Source organism: Bradyrhizobium sp. LB14.3 (assembly GCF_040547985.1).
In the GTDB taxonomy this organism is placed as follows: Bacteria; Pseudomonadota; Alphaproteobacteria; order Rhizobiales; family Xanthobacteraceae; genus Bradyrhizobium.
This window is the reverse complement of the sequence record NZ_JBEPQT010000023.1, coordinates 57882-78619: the sequence shown is the minus strand read 5'-3', so window position 1 is coordinate 78619 and position 20738 is coordinate 57882. Positions and strand designations below refer to the sequence as shown.

Annotated in this window: 19 protein-coding genes; 8 read left to right on the top strand and 11 right to left on the bottom strand. The window is 63.7% G+C overall.

The genetic code is table 11. The features are described 5' to 3' along the window. Window positions 1-106: 106 nt before the first annotated feature. The 3 genes from ABIB00_RS30315 to ABIB00_RS30305 all read right to left on the bottom strand — a co-directional run bounded on the left by ABIB00_RS30315 (window position 107) and on the right by ABIB00_RS30305 (window position 3272). A complete protein-coding gene (locus ABIB00_RS30315) occupies window positions 107-1411 on the bottom strand; it encodes an HlyC/CorC family transporter (RefSeq protein ID WP_354050198.1) in 1305 nt (434 codons plus the stop codon). Between the two features lie 92 nt (window positions 1412-1503). Next, window positions 1504-2652: a 3-dehydroquinate synthase gene (gene aroB / locus ABIB00_RS30310; RefSeq protein WP_354106890.1), complete on the bottom strand. Its 1149-nt coding sequence runs from the start codon at window positions 2650-2652 to the stop codon at window positions 1504-1506. Beyond that, window positions 2649-3272 carry a shikimate kinase gene (locus tag ABIB00_RS30305; RefSeq protein ID WP_354106889.1) on the bottom strand — a complete coding sequence of 208 codons (624 nt, stop codon included), beginning with the start codon at window positions 3270-3272 and terminating at the stop codon, window positions 2649-2651. The genes aroB and ABIB00_RS30305 overlap by 4 nt, the downstream gene beginning before the upstream one ends. Window positions 3273-3446: 174 nt before the next feature. Between ABIB00_RS30305 and ABIB00_RS30300 the strand changes: the two genes are divergently transcribed. From ABIB00_RS30300 to ABIB00_RS30270, 7 genes are all read left to right on the top strand, one after another. After that, the gene (locus ABIB00_RS30300; RefSeq protein WP_247340106.1) at window positions 3447-3593 is read left to right on the top strand and encodes a histidine kinase; all 147 of its coding nucleotides are present in this window, start codon (window positions 3447-3449) and stop codon (window positions 3591-3593) included. A gap of 17 nt (window positions 3594-3610) precedes the next feature. Continuing rightward, a complete protein-coding gene (xerD, locus tag ABIB00_RS30295; RefSeq protein ID WP_354106888.1) occupies window positions 3611-4594 on the top strand; it encodes a site-specific tyrosine recombinase XerD in 984 nt (327 codons plus the stop codon). Window positions 4595-4903: 309 nt separating this feature from the next. Further along, entirely contained in the window at window positions 4904-5866 is a 963-nt protein-coding gene (locus ABIB00_RS30290) for an acetyl-CoA carboxylase carboxyltransferase subunit alpha (protein ID WP_354106887.1), read from the top strand. A 461-nt stretch (window positions 5867-6327) separates the two neighbouring features. After that, on the top strand, window positions 6328-7866 hold the full coding sequence (locus tag ABIB00_RS30285; protein WP_354050193.1) for a L,D-transpeptidase family protein: 1539 nt from the start codon (window positions 6328-6330) through the stop codon (window positions 7864-7866). A gap of 96 nt (window positions 7867-7962) precedes the next feature. After that, entirely contained in the window at window positions 7963-8571 is a 609-nt protein-coding gene (locus ABIB00_RS30280) for a hypothetical protein (protein WP_354106886.1), read from the top strand. A gap of 50 nt (window positions 8572-8621) precedes the next feature. Then, window positions 8622-8852 (top strand): AbrB/MazE/SpoVT family DNA-binding domain-containing protein, encoded by a 231-nt coding sequence (locus ABIB00_RS30275; protein WP_354106885.1) that lies wholly within the window; start codon window positions 8622-8624, stop codon window positions 8850-8852. Then, entirely contained in the window at window positions 8849-9253 is a 405-nt protein-coding gene (locus ABIB00_RS30270) for a PIN domain-containing protein (RefSeq protein ID WP_354106884.1), read from the top strand. Before ABIB00_RS30275 ends, ABIB00_RS30270 begins: the two co-directional genes overlap by 4 nt. Before the next feature lie 38 nt (window positions 9254-9291). Here ABIB00_RS30270 and ABIB00_RS30265 read toward each other — a convergent pair whose 3' ends face one another. The 7 genes from ABIB00_RS30265 to ABIB00_RS30235 form a co-directional block, all read right to left on the bottom strand. Continuing rightward, window positions 9292-9987 (bottom strand): branched-chain amino acid ABC transporter ATP-binding protein, encoded by a 696-nt coding sequence (locus tag ABIB00_RS30265; protein ID WP_354106883.1) that lies wholly within the window; start codon window positions 9985-9987, stop codon window positions 9292-9294. Further along, window positions 9980-10714: an ABC transporter ATP-binding protein gene (locus tag ABIB00_RS30260; RefSeq protein WP_247444666.1), complete on the bottom strand. Its 735-nt coding sequence runs from the start codon at window positions 10712-10714 to the stop codon at window positions 9980-9982. The genes ABIB00_RS30265 and ABIB00_RS30260 overlap by 8 nt, the downstream gene beginning before the upstream one ends. Further along, window positions 10701-11807: a branched-chain amino acid ABC transporter permease gene (locus ABIB00_RS30255; RefSeq protein ID WP_354106882.1), complete on the bottom strand. Its 1107-nt coding sequence runs from the start codon at window positions 11805-11807 to the stop codon at window positions 10701-10703. The genes ABIB00_RS30260 and ABIB00_RS30255 overlap by 14 nt, the downstream gene beginning before the upstream one ends. A gap of 6 nt (window positions 11808-11813) precedes the next feature. After that, entirely contained in the window at window positions 11814-13034 is a 1221-nt protein-coding gene (locus tag ABIB00_RS30250; protein ID WP_247444664.1) for a substrate-binding protein, read from the bottom strand. 2 nt (window positions 13035-13036) lie between these two features. Next, window positions 13037-13894 carry a branched-chain amino acid ABC transporter permease gene (locus tag ABIB00_RS30245; RefSeq protein ID WP_247444663.1) on the bottom strand — a complete coding sequence of 286 codons (858 nt, stop codon included), beginning with the start codon at window positions 13892-13894 and terminating at the stop codon, window positions 13037-13039. A gap of 36 nt (window positions 13895-13930) precedes the next feature. Further along, the gene (locus ABIB00_RS30240; RefSeq protein ID WP_247340135.1) at window positions 13931-15445 is read right to left on the bottom strand and encodes an amidase; all 1515 of its coding nucleotides are present in this window, start codon (window positions 15443-15445) and stop codon (window positions 13931-13933) included. Window positions 15446-15605: 160 nt separating this feature from the next. Further along, window positions 15606-16790: a substrate-binding domain-containing protein gene (locus ABIB00_RS30235; protein WP_354106881.1), complete on the bottom strand. Its 1185-nt coding sequence runs from the start codon at window positions 16788-16790 to the stop codon at window positions 15606-15608. A gap of 178 nt (window positions 16791-16968) precedes the next feature. Here ABIB00_RS30235 and ABIB00_RS30230 point away from each other — a divergent pair, with 178 nt between their 5' ends. Continuing rightward, window positions 16969-17403: a MarR family winged helix-turn-helix transcriptional regulator gene (locus ABIB00_RS30230; RefSeq protein ID WP_247340138.1), complete on the top strand. Its 435-nt coding sequence runs from the start codon at window positions 16969-16971 to the stop codon at window positions 17401-17403. A gap of 208 nt (window positions 17404-17611) precedes the next feature. Here the strand turns inward: ABIB00_RS30230 and secA are convergent, their stop codons facing one another. After that, window positions 17612-20452: a preprotein translocase subunit SecA gene (gene secA / locus ABIB00_RS30225; protein WP_247340140.1), complete on the bottom strand. Its 2841-nt coding sequence runs from the start codon at window positions 20450-20452 to the stop codon at window positions 17612-17614. Window positions 20453-20738 lie beyond the last annotated feature (286 nt).

Genomic DNA, 20738 nt, shown 5'->3' with positions numbered 1-20738 from the left:
CGCGTCTCGAAGGATGCAGGCCCCCGCTGCGGCATCCTGGCCTGCATGGTTGGAGACGCGCCTTGCGGCGCTCCTCGCCATGAGGGGCAACAGGGTCACGCGAATCCTAAAACGACGTCCCGGCCCTTCTCGGCTTCGCCTCGTCCACCTCCGACTCGCGCGGCACCGGTGAAATACGGAGCGCGGTGATGCGGTTGCGTTCGCGGCGGAGGACGCGGAAGCGGAAGCCGTGGAAGGTGAAACTCTGGCCGCGGTCGGGGATCGAGCGCGCCTCGTGAATGACGAGGCCGGCAACCGTGGTTGCCTCTTCGTCGGGCAGATGCCAGTCCAGGGCGCGGTTGAGGTCGCGGATCGGCACCGAGCCGTCGACGACGACCGAGCCGTCCGGCTGGGCGCGCACGCCCGCAACCACGACGTCATGCTCGTCGGAGATGTCGCCGACGATCTCTTCCAGAATGTCTTCCAGCGTCACAAGACCTTCAACTTCGCCGTACTCGTCAACGACCAGCGCGAAATGGGTCTTGCGGCGGCGGAACGCCTTGAGCTGCTCGGACACCGGCCGCATCTCCGGCACGAACCAGGGCGGCAGCGCGATGGTGGAGACGTCGATGCGCGAGGTGTCGCCGTCCGAGGCGCGGATCGCGCGCAACAGATCCTTGGCGTGGAGCACGCCGATGATGTTTTCCGGCTTCTCGCGCCACAGCGGGATGCGGGTGTATTCGGTCGCCAGCACCTCGCGCACCAGCTCTTCCGGCGGCAGGTCGGCGTTGATCATCGTCATCTCGGTACGATGGATCATGACGTCGGAAACCTGAAGCTCGCGCAGATCGAGCAGGCCGCCGAGCATGTCGCGATCCTGCTTCTCGACCTTGCCCTCGTGATGCAACAGGTCGACCGCGCCGCGCAGGCGTTCGGTCGGCGACAGGATCGCCTGGTGCTCGCCGGCGAGGCCAAACATGCGCATCAACAGGCGCACGATGACTTCCACGATTCTGAGCAGCGGCCCCAGCACGTACATCGTCATCCGCATCGGGCGCGCCACCGCAAGCGCCATGCGGTCGGGCGCGTTGATGGCGATGGTCTTCGGCAGCACCTCGGCGAAGATCACCACCAGCACGGTCATCACGCCGGTCGCATAGAGCACGCCGACATCGCCGAACCAGGACGTGAAGATGCTGGTGGCAAGGGCGGATGCACTGATATTGGCGATGTTGTTGCCGAGCAGCAGCGCGCCGATCAGGCGCTCGCGCATGGCGAGCAGTCGCGAGACCACGTCGGCGTCGCGGTTGCCCTGCTTGGAGAGCCGCAACATGCTGGCGCGCGAGGCGCCGATCAGCGCGGTCTCGCTCGCGGCAAAGAAGCCCGAGACGAGCAGGCAGAGGACGACGATGGTGAATCCGAGCCAGTCCATGAACCACTCTGGTTTCTTGTTTTGACGCGTTTTCCTGACGCGAACCGGTACCCACTTCGCTCGAAAACGCTCTCACGCCGTTCAGCCGCGTATCACGCCTTGAGGGCGAGCTTGTCCTTGAGGAAATCGCGCACCGGAGCCGGCTCGACGTCCTTCGCGATGACGGCGCGCCCCACGGCCTCCAGCAGGATGAAAGTGAGCTTGCCGCGCTCGACCTTCTTGTCCTGTGACATCAGCGCCATCAGCGCATCGGCATCGGCAAGCCCTTCCTGCGCGAAGCCCGCGATGTCCTGCAAGCGCGTCGGCAGGCCGGCCTCAATCAGATGCCGCTCGACGCGCGCCGCATCGGCTTCGCCGATCATGCCGAGCCTGGCCGAGAGCTGCGTTGCCAGCGTCATGCCGATCGCAACGCCCTCGCCGTGGAACAGACGATCGGAGAACCCAGTCGCCGCTTCCAGCGCGTGACCAAACGTGTGGCCGAGATTGAGCAGCGCGCGCTCGCCGGTCTCACGCTCGTCGCGCGAGACGACGCCGGCCTTGGCGCGGCAGGACGTCGCGATCGCATGCTCGCGCGCCGCGCCGCCCCTGGAGATGTCGGAATGGTTGTTCTCAAGCCAGGTGAAGAAGGCCTCATCACCGAGCACGCCGTATTTGGCGACCTCGGCATAGCCGGCGCGGAATTGCCGCGGCGACAGCGTGTCGAGCACGGCGGTGTCGGCGACGACAAGCACCGGCTGGTGAAAGGCGCCGAGCAGATTCTTGCCCTGCGGCGAGTTGATGCCGGTCTTGCCGCCGACGGAGGAATCGACCTGTGCCAAAAGCGAAGTCGGGACCTGCACGAAATCGACGCCGCGGCGCAGGATCGCTGCCGCAAAGCCGGCGAGATCGCCGACAACGCCACCGCCGAGCGCGATGACGAGATCGTTGCGCTCGATCTTTGCGGCGATCAGGGCCTCGCTGACCTTTTCCAGGCCAGCATAGGTTTTCGAGATCTCGCCTTCCTCGACGACGATGCGCGATGTCGGAATGCCGGCCGCTGCGAGCGAAGCCTCGGCGGGTTCGAGCCAGTATTTTGCAACGGTGCGATCGGTCACGACCGCGGTGCGCACGCCGGGACGTAAACGCGCGACCCGTTCGCCCAGCGAGGCCAGCACGCCGCGGCCGATGACGATGTCATAGGCGCGATCGCCGAGCGCGACCTCGACGTTGACGGGATCGGAATGTTTCAAAGGCGCGGTCATCGTGCGGCACTCGCGACGTCGGCTGGTGGATGGGACGCCTGTTCGCCGCAGAGATGGGCGCGCAGCGTCTCGATGGTCTCCTCGACGATCTTGTCGTGCGGCACGTCGCGCGAGGCGATGGTGAGGTCGGCATGGCCGTAGACCGGCTCGCGTTCGATGAGCAGGCGCGTCACGGTTCCTTCGGGGTCGGCGGTCTGGAGCAGCGGACGGTCGGCGCGCCGGCGCACGCGGCGCATGATGACGTCGGCATCGGCCTTGAGCCAGATCGAGATCGCCTTCGCCGCGATGCGGCCCCGCGTCTCCTCGCGCATGAAGGCGCCGCCGCCGGTTGCCAGCACGATGGGGCCGCCGTCGAGCAGACGCGCGATCACGCGGGCCTCGCCATCGCGGAAATGCGGCTCGCCGTGGCGCTCGAAGATTTCCGGTATGGTCATGCCGGCCGCCGCCTCGATCTCGGTGTCGGCATCGACGAAGGGCAGCTTGAGCCGGATCGCCATGCGGCGGCCGATGGTGGATTTGCCTACCCCCATCATGCCGACGAGCACGATCGAGCGCGCGCCCAGCGCCGACAGGATGTCGGCCTCGGGCGAAGCTTGGATCGGCAACGCGGCGTCGGACATTTGTCTCGCTCGAATGGGTCTCGCTCGAACCGCCGCCAAAGGCGGCATGCTTTGGCCACCTATACGACCCCAAAGGGGGCCTCGCCAGAGGACTCTTGCCACGAAACGGCGAACATGTTGGATGATTTCATTGGTTAATTCGGCCGCCCGAGACCCTCTCCGAGACCTTGCCCGATGCCCAGCCTGTTCCGCTTCCTGACGGTCGTCGCCGTGATCGCCGGCATTGTCTATGGCGTGGTCTTCGCGCTGGCGAACTTCGTCAATCCCAAGCCGCGGGAAATGACGGTGACGATCCCGGCGGACAAATTTCTCAAGAAATAGGAGCTAGGCTGCCGGGCATGCGTGCCAGATCTTCCGCTAACAAGCCCTCAGATGCCAAGCTCACCGGCCTGTTCCTCGACATGCTCGCCGCGGAACAGGGCGCCGGCCCCAATACGCTCGATGCCTACCGCCGCGACCTCACCGATTTCTCGGAATTTCTCGGCCGCGTCGGCCATACATTTGCGGACGCCGAGACGCAGACGCTGCGCGACTATCTCGGCGACCTCGACACGCGCGGCTTCAAGTCCACCAGCGTCGCGCGGCGGCTGTCGGCGATGCGGCATCTCTACCGTTTTCTCCTCAACGAGCGCATCCGGACAGAGGATCCCGCGGCGATCCTGTCCGGCCCCAAGCGCGGCCGCGGGCTGCCAAAGGTGCTGTCGATCGCGGATGTCGACCGCATGCTCCGCCGCGCCACGGAATTGAGTACGGCGGAAGATGCCTCGCCCTCGAAACGGCTGCGCGCTTTGCGGCTCTATTGCCTGCTCGAGGTGCTCTACGCCACCGGCCTGCGCGTCTCCGAGCTGGTGGCGCTGCCGCGCACCGCCGCGAAGCGCGACGCCCGCATGATCGTGGTACGCGGCAAGGGCAACAAGGAACGGCTGGTGCCGCTCAACGAGGCCTCGCGGCAGGCGATGGCCGATTATCTCGCCGCGACGGAAGCCGCCAAGCAAAACAACAAGACGGACAAGAAGAACAGCGTGGCGGCCTCAAAATGGTTGTTCCCCTCGTTCGGCGAGAGCGGACATCTGACGCGGCAGCATTTTGCCCGCGACCTGAAGGAGCTCGCGGTCGCTTCCGGCCTGCAGGCCCGGCTGGTCTCCCCACACGTGCTGCGCCATGCGTTTGCCAGCCACTTGCTTCACAACGGTGCCGATTTGCGGATCGTCCAGACGCTGCTCGGCCACACCGACATCTCGACGACCCAGATCTACACCCACGTGGTCGAGGAGCGGCTGAAGAGCCTCGTTCGCGACCTGCATCCGCTGGCGGAGAAGTAAGGTCTCGGGAGGCGCGCTCCCTCTCCCGCTCGCGGGAGAGGGTTGGGGAGAGGGTTTCTCCGCAACGGGACACTCCCCAAGAGGAGAAAGCCCTCACCCGGCGCTTCGCGCCGACCTCTCCCGCAAGCGGGAGAGGTGAACTAAACCGCCTTGACTTCGGCCACATCTCCGCAGAAAGAGCCGGGGCCTCACGATTGATTTGGCGGGCGGCCTAAGAGTGCACAAGCCAACTCATTGAAGAAGCTACACTTCTTTCCGAGGGCTCGAATCCGCTTCGCCGCCTCGCCCCGTCCTCCCTATATTGAGTTGATGCCAGACCAGATGCGCAGCTATCTCGATTTCGAAAAGCCCGTCGCCGAGTTCGATTCCAAGCTCGACGAATTGCGGACGCTTGCGGCCTCCGGCAGCGACATCACTGATGAGATCGGGCGAATCGAGGACAAGGCGGCGCAGGCGCTGGCCGACCTCTATCTGAACCTGACGCCGTGGCAGAAGACGCTGGTCGCGCGGCATCCGCAGCGGCCGCATTTCAACGACTTCATCAAGGGCCTGATCACCGAGTTCACGCCGCTCGCCGGCGACCGCAAGTTCGGCGAGGACGAGGCGCTGGTCGCCGGCTTCGGCCGCTTCCGCGGCGAGGCCATCTGCGTGATGGGCCAGGAAAAGGGCGATTCCACCGAGAGCCGCATCAAGCATAATTTCGGCATGGCGCGGCCCGAGGGCTATCGCAAATGCGTGCGGCTGATGGAGACGGCCGAGCGCTTCGGCCTGCCGGTGCTGTCGCTCGCCGATTCCGCCGGTGCCTATCCCGGCATCGGCGCGGAAGAGCGCGGCCAGGCCGAGGCGATCGCGCGCTCGACCGATGCCTGTCTGGCGCTGACCGTGCCGAACGTCGCCATCATCACCGGCGAGGGCATGTCGGGCGGCGCCATCGCCATTACCACCGCCAACAAGGTCCTGATGCTGGAGCACGCGATCTACAGCGTGATCTCGCCCGAGGCAGCCTCCTCGATCCTCTGGCGCGACGGCTCCAAGGCGCAGGAAGCCGCCAACAACATGAAGATCACCGCCCAGGACATGCTCCGGTTCGGCGTGATCGACAGCATTCTGAAGGAGCCGGTCGGCGGCGCCCATCGCGACCCCGCCGCCATGATCGCCACCACGGGCGATGCCATCGCCAAGGCTTTTGACGAGCTCCGCGGCCTCGACGGCGACGCCGTCCGCAAGCACCGACGGCAGAAATTCCTCGATATCGGCCGGAAACTGGGCTGATTGGGGCGATTTTTCGTGTCCCGGACGCGGTGCCGCTCCGCAGAGCCGGGACCCAGAAAGTTCCGGAGATCGCCTCAAGCATGGGCCCCGGCTCTGCAACGCACCGCTGAAGGAGCGCTGCGCTGCGTCCGGGGCACGAGAGACCTGTCCCGAGCCCCCGGTAACTCCGCGTTAACCCTTTTTTTGCCCAAATCAGCGATCTCAGTACCGGTTTGGCCGCAAGGCCCAAGTTACGGCCCAGTTTAAGTCTTCGTTGACCACACCTTTGGGCCAACGGGCTCGTGATCCCCACTCGGGTTGCGACCACATGCCCCAGAGGTTAGAATTTTAATCAATGGCTTCAGGGCATAAGCGCTGGAGCGTGATTGCGAAAAAGCCCGTCGCGACGGGCCCGGATGGCCGGTCGGATCATGCTTCAAGATTGGGGTTTGCGCGATGCCCGGCACGGTGTGGGGTCCGTCTTGATTTCTCGTTCGCTTGCTCGCGCGGTTTTGGCTTCGGTTGCGCTTGCCGCCAGCATTGTGCTGGCGGGCTGCGATACCGATCAGGTCTCGCTCGCGACCAACGCCAAGGCCAACCAGCCGGTCCCGCCAAAACTTCTCGCCGCGATGGTCGAAAAGGACATGGACCTGCAATCGCCGATCCTGGTGCGCCTGTTCAAGCAGGAGGCCGAGCTCGAGATCTGGAAGCAGGCCCGCAACGGCCAGTTCGCCCTGCTCAAGACCTATCCGATCTGCCGCTGGTCGGGCGATTTGGGGCCGAAGGTCCGCGAAGGCGACCGCCAGGCGCCAGAGGGATTCTATTCGATCAATCCCGGCCAGATGAATCCGCAATCGGCCTATTACCTCTCGTTCAACACCGGCTTTCCCAACGCGTTTGATCGCGCGCTCGGCCGCACCGGCTCGCAATTGATGGTGCATGGCGATTGTTCTTCGCGCGGTTGCTACGCGATGACCGACGAGCAGATCGCCGAGATCTATTCGCTCGGGCGCGAGTCCTTCTTCGGCGGCCAGAAAGCGTTCCAGTTCCAGGCCTATCCGTTCAAGATGACGCCGGTGAACATGGCCAAGCACCGGAACAATCCGAACATGCCGTTCTGGAAGATGATCAAGGAAGGCTATGATCATTTCGAAGTGACGCGGCAGGAGCCGAAGGTCGATTTCTGCGAGAAGAAATACGTCTTCGACGCAACCAAGGCGCCCGACGCCAAGCGTGATCCCGTGTTCGACGCCTCGGCAAAATGTCCGGCCTATGTGATCCCCGAGGACATCGCCCGCGCCGTGCGCGAGAAGGATGCGCGCGACCAGGCCGAGTACAACAAGCTGGTTTCGCGCGGCACACCGGTGGCGCGCATGAACACCGGCATCGACGGCGGCATGAACAAGATCTTTGCCGCGAAGATTCCGGAAGGCTCGACCGGTCTGTCCGAGGGCGCCGAAGGCACGACCTTGCAGATGCTGGCGATGGCGAAGGCGCCGGGCACGATCCCCGGCCACGTCAATCCGCCGAAGCCGAATCTCGACGCAGCCGCGCCCTCGCCGCAGGCAGAGCCGGTCGTCGCCGTCAGCGCGCCCGCCAACGCCCGTGTCGCCAACGCCGCGCCGGCTGAGAAAGCCGGCTTCTTCTCCAACCTCGGCCGCAAGATGGGCATGGGCACCGCCGATACCACGGCGACCACGCCACCGCCGCAGGCCACCGCGTCCGTCGCCCCGGCCGCGCCGTCGACAACGCCGCCCACCGCAGCGTCGAGACTGAAAGCCGCAGTGACCCGGTTCGTGCCGGGACACGACAAATCCAAAGATACGGCCAAGGAGGCGCCGAAGCCGATCGTGGCCGCCAAACCCGCCGAGCCGGCGAAGCCCGACACCCGCCTCGCCGCGACGCGCCCGGCGCTGAAGCCGTCGGTATCGGATGGTGCAGGTGAAGCGACACAGATCATGGGAGCTGCGCCGGTGGTGTCATCGAACTCGTTCGACAGCCGCTTTGGGGCGGTGAAGTAGGACGAATCTAATCGCTTACAACGGTTTCCTGCATTTTAGGTGCCGCCGTTGCGCCAGCAGCGTGCCTGATACTATTCAAGTCCAAGAAGCTGAGACTTGGACCGGGAGCAAACCGAGGAGATCGCTGGCACACTTTGGACGGAGAGCGAGATCTCCGCAGTGGTCGATAGCTATTTTCAGATGTTGACCTCCGAGAGGGCGGGCGTTGCCTACAGCAAGGCGCAGAATTGGCGCCAGCTCATGACGACCGTGCATCGGTCTGAAGGCTTGATCGAACGCAAGCTTCAAAACATCTCCGCCGTTCTCGATATGCTCGGAACGCAGTGGATCAACGGCTACAAGCCGTTAACGCACGATCAGGATGCTTTGGTGGCTGCCGTCGAGCGTAACGTCGGACGAGCGCTGGATTTTCTTTGCCCTGCGAGCATCGACATTCAACCGCTGACGCTCAACGATGATGCCGTCTTCGTTGCTCCGCCATCTGTTGCAGACTTCGAGAAGACAATGACACCCGCCGGCTGGTCGGAAAGTTGGTCCCAGCCGAGCGCGATGCCAGGAATCGTCAATTGGGGAAAGCCGGGGAGAAATTCGTCGTGGAATTCGAGCGCGACCGGTTACGGAGCACTGGGCGCAACGACTTGGCGGATGACGTTCGCTGGGTTTCCGACCAGCGTTTTGGCTCATGTCCGGACTACTTGCACTTGATGCTATCCTGCTTAAGATATACAAATATATTGTATATCGTGGAGCAAGCAATGTTGGTTTCCAAATGGGGCAACAGCCTTGCGGTTCGCTTGCCCAAGAGACTCGTTGAAGCCTTGAACCTCGCCCCCGGCGACGAACTCGACGTCGTGAAGGCCTCGAAAGGCGAGATCGCGGTGGAGAAGATCGACAAGCGGGCAGAATTTCTCAAGCAGGCGGAACAGTTCCAATTTCCCCTGCCCGAAGGCTACGAATTCGACCGCGACGAGGCGAACGAGCGGTGAGCGCTTTCTTCGACAGCAACGTCCTGATCTATGCCTTTTCGACCGACGTCCGGCGGCAGCGCGCATTGACCACGATTGCCGGCGGCGGTGTCATCAGCACACAGGTGCTGAACGAGTTCACCAACGTGTTGCGCAAGAAGCAGAAACAGGATTGGCCTGTGATCGAAGCTGCGGTGCAATCGATCCGGTTTCGCTTTCCGGATACTGCACCGCTCGCCGCCGACACGCATGCCGCGGCGCTTGCGCTTGCCCGCGACCACACGCTTGCTTTTTACGACGCGCTGATCATTGCCGCTGCGATCGAAGCCGGATGCGACACGCTCTACAGCGAGGACATGCAGCACGGCCGCAGCATCGGCGGACTCACCATCCTCAATCCGTTTCTCGGAAGCACGCCGTGAACGCCCCACACCAAGCGATCTGACAGTCCGCAAGTTATCTACGGCGCCAGATACCGCAGCAGCTCCGGATTGCCCTTCACCTCGCCCGCCTTGCCCTGCAGCGCGACGCGGCCGCGGTCGAGCACATAGGCGTAATCGGCAACGCGCAGCGCGAGATCGAGGTGCTGCTCGACGATGATGACGGCGATGTTTTTCGCGAGCTCGATCAGGCGTTCGGTGATCTCCTCGATCACGCCGATCCAGACGCCTTCGGTCGGCTCGTCCAGCAGCAGCAGTTTTGGATCGCCCAGCATGGCGCGGCCGATGGCGAGCATCTTGCGCTCGCCGCCGGAAAGCGTGCCGGCGGGCTGGTCGAGGCGCTGGCCGAGCTTCGGGAAGATGGTCAGCACGTGGTCGACCGCGTCGGCCTTCCTGCTCGCAAGCGAGCCGACCGCGAGATTGTCGCGCACCGACAGGCGCGCGAACACCGAGTGCTCCTGCGGCACGTAGCCGATGCCGGCGCGCACGCGCTCCTGGGTGGCGCGGCGGCTGATGTCGCGGCCGTCGAAGGCGAGGTCGCCCTTCCACGCCGGCAGCTCGCCGACGATGGTCTTCATCAACGTGGTCTTGCCAGCGCCGTTGCGGCCGAGCACGGCGACGCCGCCGCGCCAGGGAATGCCCAGGTTGACGTCGAACAGGACCTGGCTGCGGCCATAGCCGGCGTCGAGATGCTTGATGTCCAAAAATTCAGGCACGGCGCAGATAGATCTCCTGGACGGATTTGTTGGCCTGGATCTCCGACACCGTGCCTGACGCCAGCACCTTGCCCTGATCAAGCACGGTGAGACGGTCGCAGATATCGCGGATGAAATCGAGGTCGTGCTCGACGATGACGAGCGAGCAATGCTTTTTGATCGGCTGCAACAATTCGCCGGTGACGCGGCGCTCCTCCAGGCTCATGCCGCCGGTCGGCTCGTCGAGCAGCAGGAGTTTCGGCTTGCCGGCAAGCGCCATCGCGATCTCCAACCATTGCTGCTGGCCGTGCGACAGCGCCGCCGCTGCATCGAAAGCGCGGTCGGCAAGGCGAAATTGCGTCAGCATGGTCATGACCTGGTCGTGCAGCGCGCCCCGGGTGCGCGAGAAAACGAGGTCGAACAGCGAGGACTGCGCCTGGAGCGCGAGCAAGATGTTGTCGTAGAGCGTCAACGACGGCAGCACGCTGGTGATCTGGAATTTCAGGCTCATGCCGGCGCGGGCACGCTCGGTCGGCGTGAACGCAGTGATGTCGGTATTGACAAAGGAGACCTTGCCCTGCGTCGGCACCTCGGCGCCGGCAATGCACTTCATCAGCGTGCTCTTGCCGGAGCCGTTCGGGCCGATCAGGCCGTGAAACTCGTTCTCGCCGACGGTGAGCGCGGCGCCATCGAGCGCAGTGAGCTTGCCAAAGATTTTTTTGACGCCGGCGGCTTCAAGGAGCGGCATTGCGCTTCTCCTTTTCGGTCTCCCTGGGCCTGGCACCAAAACTGCCGACCCGCTCGCGCTCGCCGAGCACAAAGCTGATCAGGCCGAGCGGCCGGAACAGAATCACGAGCAACAGCAGCACGCCAAGGATAATCGGCCAGACCTCGCGGTAATTGTCCGACAGCCAGAAGCTGACACCCTCGACGATGACAGCGCCGATGACGGCCCCGATCAGCGTGCCGGAACCGCCGAACAGCACGTAGAGCACGACTTGCGTCGAGACCACGACGCCGACCATGTTGGGCCAGACAAACCCTTCGTGGAAGGCATAGAGGCTGCCGGCGAGGCCCGCGACGGCGCCGCCGAGCGCGAAGATGATCGCCTTCAGATGCTGCGCCTTGTAGCCGAAGAAGGCGATCCGCTGCTCGTTTTCGCGCAGGCCCGCCAGCGCAAGGCCAAACTGCGAGCGCACCAGGAAGCGGCAGAGGAGATAGACCACAATGAGGATGCCGAGCACGAGATAATAGAAGGACGGCCCTTCCGAGAATTCGTAACTGCCGAGCGTCATCGACGAAATCGAGGGGATGCCGTTCTGCCCGCCGAGATAGTACCAGCCGCGCGCGAGCCGATCAGCGGCGTAGGAGCCGGTGAGTGTGCCCAGGGAGACGAAGATCACGCTGGAGGGATGCCGTCCCAGCAGCAGGAAGCCCCCGAGCAGCAGCGCGAAGGTCAGGCCGATCAGCGTTCCCGCGGGCAGCACCAGGAAGATGTTGGTGATGTCGAGGTCGCGCGCGAGCAGCGCCACACCGTACCCGGCTGAGCCGAAGAACAGCGCCTGGCCGAAACTCATGATGCCGGCATAGCCCCACACCAGATCGAACGACAGCGCGAACAGCGCGAGGATAATCACGCGCGTAGCGAATACCGTGAGATAGTCCTGCAGCACCAGCGGTGCGAGCAGCGCCGCGACGAGCACGACGCCCTCCACGATCGGCAGGACCTTTCGTCCCGAAGCGGCCTGCCCTGCCGTCCCGCTGCTACCCATTGCGACGTCCGCCTCCCCGCCGATCTCAGCGGGGATCGCCTGTTTTACTGCGCCCATCGATTTCGGCATTCGACCTTAGCATTCCTTGGGATCGACGAGCCCGTCGCTGCGTCCGACGATCTCGTAGTTTCCAGCCTTGGCGACCGCGGTGTACATCTTCATCTTGCAGTGCCGCTTGCCCGGCACCATCTCGGCCGGTCCGCCCGGTCCTTCAGCGATCTTGGCGTGGTCGAGGGCTGCGGCCACCGAGTCGCGGTCGACCTTGCCGGCCTCCTTGACGGCCGCTTCCCACAGCTTCAGGCCGCGATAGGTGCCGGTCGCGGCACTGCCGGCCGCGAACAGGAAGTTACCCGGAAAATCCTTCTCATAGGCTGCCTGGATCTTTGCGTCGAACGGGTTATCCTTGGTCAGCACCTTGAAATAATCGAGACAGCTTGCGAGCCCCTCGATCTCGGCGGCCTGGTTGATGTTGAGCGTGTTCTCGTCATAGTAGACGCAGGCGAGACGCCCACCGTTCTTGAGGAAGCCCGCTTCATAGAGCTGCTTGAAGAACGGGCCGACACCGGGCGGAATGACGGTGTTGAAGACGACGTCGACCTTATTGGAGATGATGCGGTTGACGGTCGAAGAGAAATCGACCTGGTCAAGCGGGTAGTATTCCTCGAACACGACCTCGCCGCCGTTGGCCTCGATCACCTTGCGGGCGTAGACGTTGAGCGTGTGCGGCCAGACATAGTTGGCGCTCGGCAGCGCGAATTTCTTGCCGCCGTTCTTGATCAGCCAGGGAATGAATTCGTCGCACTGCTGCGCCGGCGTCGGCCCGGTGCAGAACAGATAGGGCGTGCACTCCTTGCCTTCATAGAGCTGCGGATAGATGTAGAGCGTCTTGCCGCGCGCGACGATCGGATCCTTGATCGCGTTGCGCATCGACGAGGTGATGCCGCCGAGCACCATATCGACCTTGTCGCGCTGGATCAGCTTTCGGACGTTGCCCACCGCGACCGATTCGTTCGACGCGGTGTCCTCGATGTAGAGCTCGAGCGGACGGCCGAGCAGGCCGCCGGCATCGTTCATCTGCTTGACCAGCATCTTGGCGACGTTAGCGTCCGCCGTGCCGGCGTACGCAATCGGGCCGGTGAGGTCCGTCGCGATGCCGACCTTGATCGGACCTCCCGCTGCATTGGCCCAGGGCGCCGGAATCACCCAGCTGCCGACACCGGTCGCGACTGCGCCGGTTGCGAACGCGAAATTGGAGAGGAAACGACGTCGGGTGAGATTGGTGCGTTCTGCAAACATATTTAAACCCCTCTTCCAGCGATGAGGCCCTGTGGCCGGAATTTGATGAAAACAATGGCGAGCACGAAGACGAGAACGTCGGCGACGACGGGCGCCATCACCCAGGGCAACGCGGCGCTGAGCGTACCGATGACGCCGGCGCCCGCGACCGGCCCGATGAAGGAGCCGACGCCGCCGACCATGACGGCGACAAATCCCTGGATCAGGAAGCGCAGGCCGAGATCGGCGTAGAGACTGAACACGGGGACGATCAGTGCACCGGCAAGGCCGGCAAGCGCGGAGCCGAACGCGAAGGTGGCGCCATACATCAGCGGCGTTGAAATGCCCGAGGCGCGCGCCAGCGATGGGTTTTCCAGCGTGGCGCGCATGCGCAAGCCGAAGTTCGTGCGCGACAGCAGGAGATAGCAGCCCGCCATCACCAGCAGGGTGATGACGATGATGGTGAAACGCCAGGCCGAGATGTGCATGGCGCCGATGTCGATCGAGCCGCCGATCGGCTCCGGCACGGTGAGATAGAAGCCGCCGATCAGTCCGCGCACGGTCTCACGGATGATCAGGCCGAGCGCATAGGTGCCGAGCATGGCCACGATCGGCGCGGCGTAGAACCGGCGAATGATCAGCGCCTCCAGCACGAAGCCGAGCGCGCCGACCACGAAGGGCGCCGCGACCATGCCGGCCCAGATCGGCAGGCCCTTGGCGTAGGCCAGATAGGTGATGTAGGCGCCGAGCAGGACGAACTCGCCCTGTGCGAAGTTGAAGATGCCCATCATGCTGGCGATGATCCCGAGCCCCAGCACGATCAGGACGATGATCGCACCAAAGCTCAGAATCTCGAACGCCGCGACGAACGCGTTAGCCATGCGCTACAATCCCGCTCGTCTGCATCCATGCCTCGCTCACATCTTCTTCCAGTCGCCGATCTGCTCGAAGGCGTGGGCGGCGCGGTAGATGGTGGTTTCCTCGAACATGCGGCCGACCAGCATCAGGCCGACGGGCAGGCCGTCGACCATCCCGCAGGGCAGCGACATCGCGGGATGGTGGGTGATGTCGAACGGCGCGGTATTGGAGATCATCTCCAGCGCGCGCGCGACGTAGTCTTCGCGGCTGGCCGTGGGCTCCGGCAGCTTGGTCGCCTTCATCGGTGTGGTCGGCAGCAGCAGCAAATCGTAGTCCTTGAAGGCCTTGTCGTAGGCCGCGGTCAGGCGTCGGGAGATGTTGAGCGCCTTGCCGTAATAGCGGGGACCAAAAGTGTTGTTGATGTAGGTGCCGAGCAGCAGGAACAGTTTTGTGGTCTCGGACAGTGAATCCGCCTGCCGCCGCCAGCCACGATGGAAATCCATCAGCGTGGTCGAATAGAGGTCGGACCGGCTCAGGCCGTAGCCGTCGCCATACATCATGGTCTGGGTCATGCCCTCGGTCCCGATCGGCGTCCAGATCGCGGGGCCGACGAGATGCATCGGGATCGAGACGGTCTCGACCGTAGCGCCGAGGTCCCTAAAGCGTTTTGCGGCTTCGCGAACGCTTTCGTTGACGGCGGCTTCCGCGGTCGCCTGCTCAAAGCCTTCCTTGAGGATGCCGATCTTCATGCCTTTCACGCCCTGGCCGAGCGCCTTGGTGTAGTCCTCGACCTTGGGCGCCTTGATGCGCGGATCGTAGCCGTCGTCGCCGGCGAGCACTTCGAGCAGCAGCGCGTTGTCGGCGACCGTTGCCGTCATCGGGCCGGTGTGATCGACGAAAACCTCGATCGGCATGATGCCGGTGTAGGGCACGAGGCCCCAGGTCGGCTTCATGCCGTAGGTGCCGCAGAACGAGGACGGCATGCGGATCGAGCCGCCCTGGTCGCCACCGATCGCCATGTCGACCTCGCCGAGCGCGACGACGACGCCTGAGCCCGAGGACGAGCCGCCGGCCGAATAGCCCATCTTGTGCGGATTGTGCACCGCGCCGACCGCGTTGGTGTGGCTGCCGCCGGACATGCAGAAGGATTCGCAATGCACTTTTCCGGCGATCTCGGCGCCGGCATCGAGCATACGTGTGACGATGGTGGCGTCGAAATCGGGAACGTAGCCTTCGAGTGTCGCCGAGCCGTTCATCATGGGAACGCCGGCGAGCATGATGTTGTCCTTCAACGCGACGGTCTTGCCCTTGAGCTTGCCGCTGGCAGCGCCCTTCACTGTCGACTTGCGATACCAGGCGTTGCGCGGGTTCTCTTCCGGTGAGGGCCGATAGCCCGGCGTGCGCGGATATTTGACCTCCGGCACCTCGTCCGGCATGGCTCCGACGAGATTGTAGGCTTCGATCGAGCCCTGCATCAGGCCGCGGAACGAGGCGACATCGTCGTCGGTCAGCGAAAGGCCGCACTGGTCGGCGACACTGCGAAGTTGGGCTGGCGTGGGAAGGACAACTGTCACGGCGCTCTCCTCAAAGGCTTCTTGATCCCTGGCGTTGGATCCTCATGGGCGCGCGTGCACGGCGCGAGCCAGTCGGCTCCACTTCGATATTACAGACGGAAATATTTTCCTTTTCAAGTATTATTTCACGAATGTGCCGGACCGGAGGGACGACCTGAGGTCAGAGCGTCTTGATGAGCCTGAAGTCGAGGCCGTCCGCTTCGGCGAGGTACATCGGCATCTCGGCGCGGCCATCGCGGATGGTGACGGGACCGCGGCCTGCCGAATAGACGGTGTTGCGCGCCGCCTTCAGCAGCGGACGCAAGGCCAATGAGCCGGCACGGTTGGCGACGGACTCCAGGAACCGCAGCCCCTCATAGTTCGACTGGCCGACCGAGCCGACCGGCGGCGCGTGCGGGCCGAACATGGCCTGATAAGCGCAGAGGAATTCATCATTGGCGCGCGAGGCCATGCAGTTGAAATAGCCGGAGGCGCAGAGCAAGTTCTCGGTGTTGTCGGCGCCGATGCCGAGCAGTACGGTCTCGTCCATCGCGCCCGCGAGCCGCAACGTCGAGGTCGCGAGGCCCGCTTCCGCGAAGGCGCGGTTGAAGGTGATGCTGTCGGTGCCGATCAGCGAGATCAGCACCACGTCCGGCTTGGCAGCGCGGATGCGCGCCAGATGCGCCTCGTGATGGTCTTCGCCGACGGGGACGAACTCCTCGCCGACGACCTGGCCGCCGGCTTCCTTGATGTAGCGCTTCACCGCGCGATGCGACTGCCAGGGCCAGACATAGTCGCTGCCGATCAGATACCAGCGCGCCGCCTTCTTGACGTCCGCGAGCCAGTGGATCGACGGCCGGCTCTGCCAGCGCGGCGTCTCGCCGATCGCCATCACGCCCGGCGTACGCTCGCCGCCCTCATAGACCGGCGTGTAGATATAGGGGATCCGATTGCCGGTGACCTTGCGCAAGGCAACGCGCACGGCGCTGATATGCGAACCCATGATGAGGTCGACCTCGTCGAAGGCGATCGCCTGCTCGGCGCGCCGCACCACCTCGTCAATCGGGCCGCCGGAATCGTAGATCGACAGCTCGAGCTCGCGACCCAGAATGCCGCCGCGCCTGTTGATCTCGGCAACCGCCAGCATTGCGCTGTTGGTCGAGGTCGGGCCCCAGATTCCGGGCGAGCCGGTGAAGGTGAGAAAATTGCCGATGCGGAGCTTGTTGCGCGCGCCGCGGCGCTTCATGAAATGCGCGTCGATCGGAGACAGGTCGAAGTCGGTCGCGACGGGCGACAGATTCCGCAACAGCATGGACGGCGGCAACGCCGGACCGCCGTGAGCCGGGAAGTTTACCGTCGCGTGCACGCCAACTCCTGTCTGGCACCAGACCTGAAAGCACATTGAGCAGGCGGCCGCGGCATCCGCCCTTTTGTTGGGCAATATCCTATTTTGAAAATATTGAATATTCAAGAATTGAAGTGCATATAGAAGCAGCATCGATTGCAAGACATTCACTCATTTGGGTCAAGACGAAGTCTTAGCCGTGGCAAAACCAAACTCCCCGATCACCGAACACCTCGCTTATTTGCTGGCGCAAGCTAACCGGGAGATCAACCGGCAGCTCGAACTGCGGTTGAGCAAGGAAGGCGTGCCCGTCGAGCAATGGCGCATCCTGAAAGTGCTGTCGGATGGCAACGGCCATTCGATGGGCGAGCTTGCGGATGCCGTGCTGCTCAACCATCCGACGCTGACCAAGATGATCGATCGCATGGTCTCGGACACGCTGGTCTACCGCGTGCAGGACCCGAACGATCGCCGCAAGGTTCTGATGTTCATCTCCGATCGCGGCAAGGTGCTGAGCAGGAAGCTCAACTCGCTCGCGGTCGACCAGGAGGAGCACATCCTGGAAAGCTACGGCGACAAATCGACCAGCGAGTTGAAGCGGCTGCTGGAGAGCTTGATCGACAGCTCGAATTAGAGCAATGGCGTAGCACACGCTCGGCACGTCGTCCCGGACAAGCGAAGCGCACAGCGCGCACCACATACTCGCTGACATCGCCCGCCTTGTGCGCAATTGCTCACTGGGGCGGGCGATCCAGTATTCCAGAGACTGATATGACTGAACCGAGAGGCTGCGGCGTACTGGACGCCCGGTCAAGCCGGGCGACGACAGCGGAATTTATCGGCTAAGCGTACCGCCCGTGGCAGTGCTTGTACTTCTTGCCGCTGCCGCACGGGCAATCCTCGTTGCGGCCGATCTTGCCCCAGCTTGCCGGGTTTTTGGGATCACGCAGCGCCGCATCGGTGGCCTGCGCTCCGAGCGAGACGTGGGCGAGCGCCATTTCGTCCTCGCCGGTGTTCGGATCGAACTTGTGCGCTTCCATCTGCGGCAGCACCGGGGCTTCCTGCTCCGGCGGCACGATCTCGACCCGCATCAGCTGCGCGGTGACGGCCTCGCGCAGATGCGCGCTCATCTCCTGGAAGAGATTGAAGGCCTCGGTCTTGTACTCCTGCAACGGATCGCGCTGGCCGTAGCCGCGCAGGCCGATGACCTGGCGCAGATGGTCGAGCATGATCAAATGCTCGCGCCAGAGATGGTCGAGCGTCTGGAGCAAAATGGTCTTCTCGACGTAACGCATCACGTCGGGGCCCCATTGCCCGACCTTGGCGGCCATGTGCTCGTCGGCGCGGGTCTCGATGCGCGTGAGCAGCTCCTCGTCGGCGATGCCCTCTTCCTTGGCCCAGTCTTCGACCGGCAGGTCGAGATCGAGCACGCGCTTGAGCTCTTCCTTCAAGCCCGCGACGTTCCACTGCTCGGCATAGGCATGCTCGGGCACATGCTTGGCCACGAGGTCGTCGATGAAGGCGTGACGCATGTCAGTGACGGTCTCGGCGACGCTGTCGTCCTTCATCAGGTCGACGCGCTGGTCGAAGATCACCTTGCGCTGGTCGTTCTGGACGTTGTCGAACTTGAGCAAATTCTTGCGGATGTCGAAGTTGCGGGCTTCGACCTTCTGCTGCGCCTTCTCCAGCGCCTTGTTGATCCAGGGATGGATGATGGCCTCGCCCTCTTGCAGGCCGAGACGCTGCAGCATGCTGTCGAGGCGATCCGAGCCGAAAATGCGCATCAGATCGTCTTCCAGCGACAGGAAGAACTTCGAGCGGCCGGGGTCGCCCTGACGGCCGGAACGGCCGCGGAGCTGGTTGTCGATGCGGCGGGATTCGTGGCGCTCGGAACCCATGATGTAGAGGCCGCCGGGCTTCTTCACGGTCTTGGCGGGCTTCGAACCCTTCGCCGGCTCGATCTCGACCTCTTCCTCGGCCTTCAGCACGATGTCGCGGAAGTGCTCGATGTCGGCCTTGATCTGCTCGATCTTCTTGGCCTTCTCGGCCTCGTCCTCGATGCCCCCGGTCTCCTGAAGGATCCGCATATCGAGCGAGCCGCCGAGCTTGATGTCGGTGCCGCGGCCGGCCATGTTGGTCGCGATCGTGATCGCGCCGGGCACGCCGGCTTCCGCGACGATATAGGCTTCCTGCTCGTGGAAGCGCGCGTTCAGCACCGCGAACAGCTTGGCCGGCTTGCCGGCGCGGGCGGCGGCGTACAGCTTCTGCATCGAATTTTCGTTGCCGAAATCGATCTGCCGGTAGCCGTGCTTCTTCAGATATTCGGCGATCACTTCCGATTTTTCGATCGAGGCGGTGCCGACCAGCACCGGCTGCAATCGCGCATTGGCGCGCTCGATCTCCGCCAGGATCGCGGCGTATTTCTCGTTCTGGGTGCGATAGACCTCGTCGTCCTCGTCCAGACGAGCGACCGACAGATTGGTCGGGATTTCCACGACCTCGAGCTTGTAGATGTCGAACAATTCGTCGGCTTCGGTCAGCGCCGTACCGGTCATGCCGGCGAGCTTTTCGTACATCCGGAAATAGTTCTGGAAGGTGATCGAGGCCAGCGTCTGGTTCTCTGGCTGGACCTGGACGTGCTCCTTGGCTTCCAGCGCCTGGTGCAGGCCTTCGGAATAGCGCCGGCCCTGCATCATGCGGCCGGTGAACTCGTCGATGATCACGACCTCGTCGTCGCGGACGATGTAGTCCTTGTCGCGGGTGAACAGCGTGTGGGCGCGCAGCGCCTGGTTGATGTGGTGCACGACGGAGACGTTCTCGACGTCGTAGAGCGACTCGCCCTTGAGCTGGCCGGCATCGCGCAGCAGCGTCTCGATCTTCTCCATGCCGCCTTCGGTGAGCGTCACGGTGCGCTGCTTCTCGTCGACCTCGTAGTCGGTCTTGTCGAGCTTGGGCAGAAAGCCGTCGATGGTGTTGTAGAAGTCGGAGCGGTCGTCGAGCGGGCCGGAGATGATCAGCGGCGTGCGCGCTTCGTCGATCAGGATGGAGTCGACTTCGTCGACGATCGCGTAGAAGTGCGGCCGCTGGACCATGTCCTCGAGCCGGTACTTCATGTTGTCGCGCAGATAGTCGAAGCCGTATTCGTTGTTTGTGCCGTAGGTGATGTCGCAGGCATAAGCCGTCTTGCGCTCGGAATCGTCCAGGCCGTGGACGATCACGCCGGTGGTCATGCCGAGGAAGCCGTAGATCTGGCCCATCCAGGCGGAGTCGCGGCTGGCGAGGTAGTCGTTGACGGTGACGACGTGGACGCCCTTGCCGGCGAGCGCGTTGAGATAGACCGCGAGCGTCGCGACCAGCGTCTTGCCTTCGCCGGTCTTCATCTCGGCGATGTCGCCCTCGTGCAGCACCATGCCGCCGATCAGCTGGACGTCGAAATGGCGCTGGCCGAGCGTGCGCTTGGCGGCTTCACGGACCGTGGCGAAAGCGGGGACCAGGAGGTCGTCCAGCGTCTTGCCCTCGGCGATCTCTTTCCTGAAGTCGGCGGTGCGGGCCTTGAGCGCCTCGTCGGAGAGTTTCGAGACCTCGGGCTCCAGCGCGTTGATCGCGCTGACGCGGGACTGATATCCCTTTACCCGCCGGTCGTTGGCGGAGCCGAAAAATTTGCGGGCGAGCGCGCCGATCATACCTGGTTCCTGTGTTCGCGATTCAACCGCGTTGCAGCCGAGAGGTTGTCACCCGTCTGCCCATCAACTCACCGTGACGCCTGGTGGCGCCGGAGCCCGGACTGCGGGGTCCATCCGCCATATGGGTGGGAGTTGGGCAAGTCTGGGTTCAACGGCCAAAAACGCAGCAAAATAAACGCCATCGCCATGGACGCGACCGGGCAGAGATATGGCCCGGTCAGGGCCTTGTCAACGGCGGGCGCATTGCGGCTAATTCATCATTTTGACAGACTTTTCGCGTTGCCAA

What these genes read in the sequence shown, in the direction of transcription:
- ABIB00_RS30315 (WP_354050198.1), bottom strand. Translation starts at nt 1,411, where the DNA reads ATGGACTGGCTCGGATTCACCATCGTCGTCCTCTGCCTGCTCGTCTCG.
- aroB (WP_354106890.1), bottom strand. Translation starts at nt 2,652, where the DNA reads ATGACCGCGCCTTTGAAACATTCCGATCCCGTCAACGTCGAGGTCGCG.
- ABIB00_RS30305 (WP_354106889.1), bottom strand. Translation starts at nt 3,272, where the DNA reads ATGTCCGACGCCGCGTTGCCGATCCAAGCTTCGCCCGAGGCCGACATC.
- ABIB00_RS30300 (WP_247340106.1), top strand. Translation starts at nt 3,447, where the DNA reads ATGCCCAGCCTGTTCCGCTTCCTGACGGTCGTCGCCGTGATCGCCGGC.
- xerD (WP_354106888.1), top strand. Translation starts at nt 3,611, where the DNA reads ATGCGTGCCAGATCTTCCGCTAACAAGCCCTCAGATGCCAAGCTCACC.
- ABIB00_RS30290 (WP_354106887.1), top strand. Translation starts at nt 4,904, where the DNA reads ATGCCAGACCAGATGCGCAGCTATCTCGATTTCGAAAAGCCCGTCGCC.
- ABIB00_RS30275 (WP_354106885.1), top strand. Translation starts at nt 8,622, where the DNA reads ATGTTGGTTTCCAAATGGGGCAACAGCCTTGCGGTTCGCTTGCCCAAG.
- ABIB00_RS30260 (WP_247444666.1), bottom strand. Translation starts at nt 10,714, where the DNA reads ATGCCGCTCCTTGAAGCCGCCGGCGTCAAAAAAATCTTTGGCAAGCTC.
- ABIB00_RS30255 (WP_354106882.1), bottom strand. Translation starts at nt 11,807, where the DNA reads ATGCCGAAATCGATGGGCGCAGTAAAACAGGCGATCCCCGCTGAGATC.
- ABIB00_RS30250 (WP_247444664.1), bottom strand. Translation starts at nt 13,034, where the DNA reads ATGTTTGCAGAACGCACCAATCTCACCCGACGTCGTTTCCTCTCCAAT.
- ABIB00_RS30245 (WP_247444663.1), bottom strand. Translation starts at nt 13,894, where the DNA reads ATGGCTAACGCGTTCGTCGCGGCGTTCGAGATTCTGAGCTTTGGTGCG.
- secA (WP_247340140.1), bottom strand. Translation starts at nt 20,452, where the DNA reads ATGATCGGCGCGCTCGCCCGCAAATTTTTCGGCTCCGCCAACGACCGG.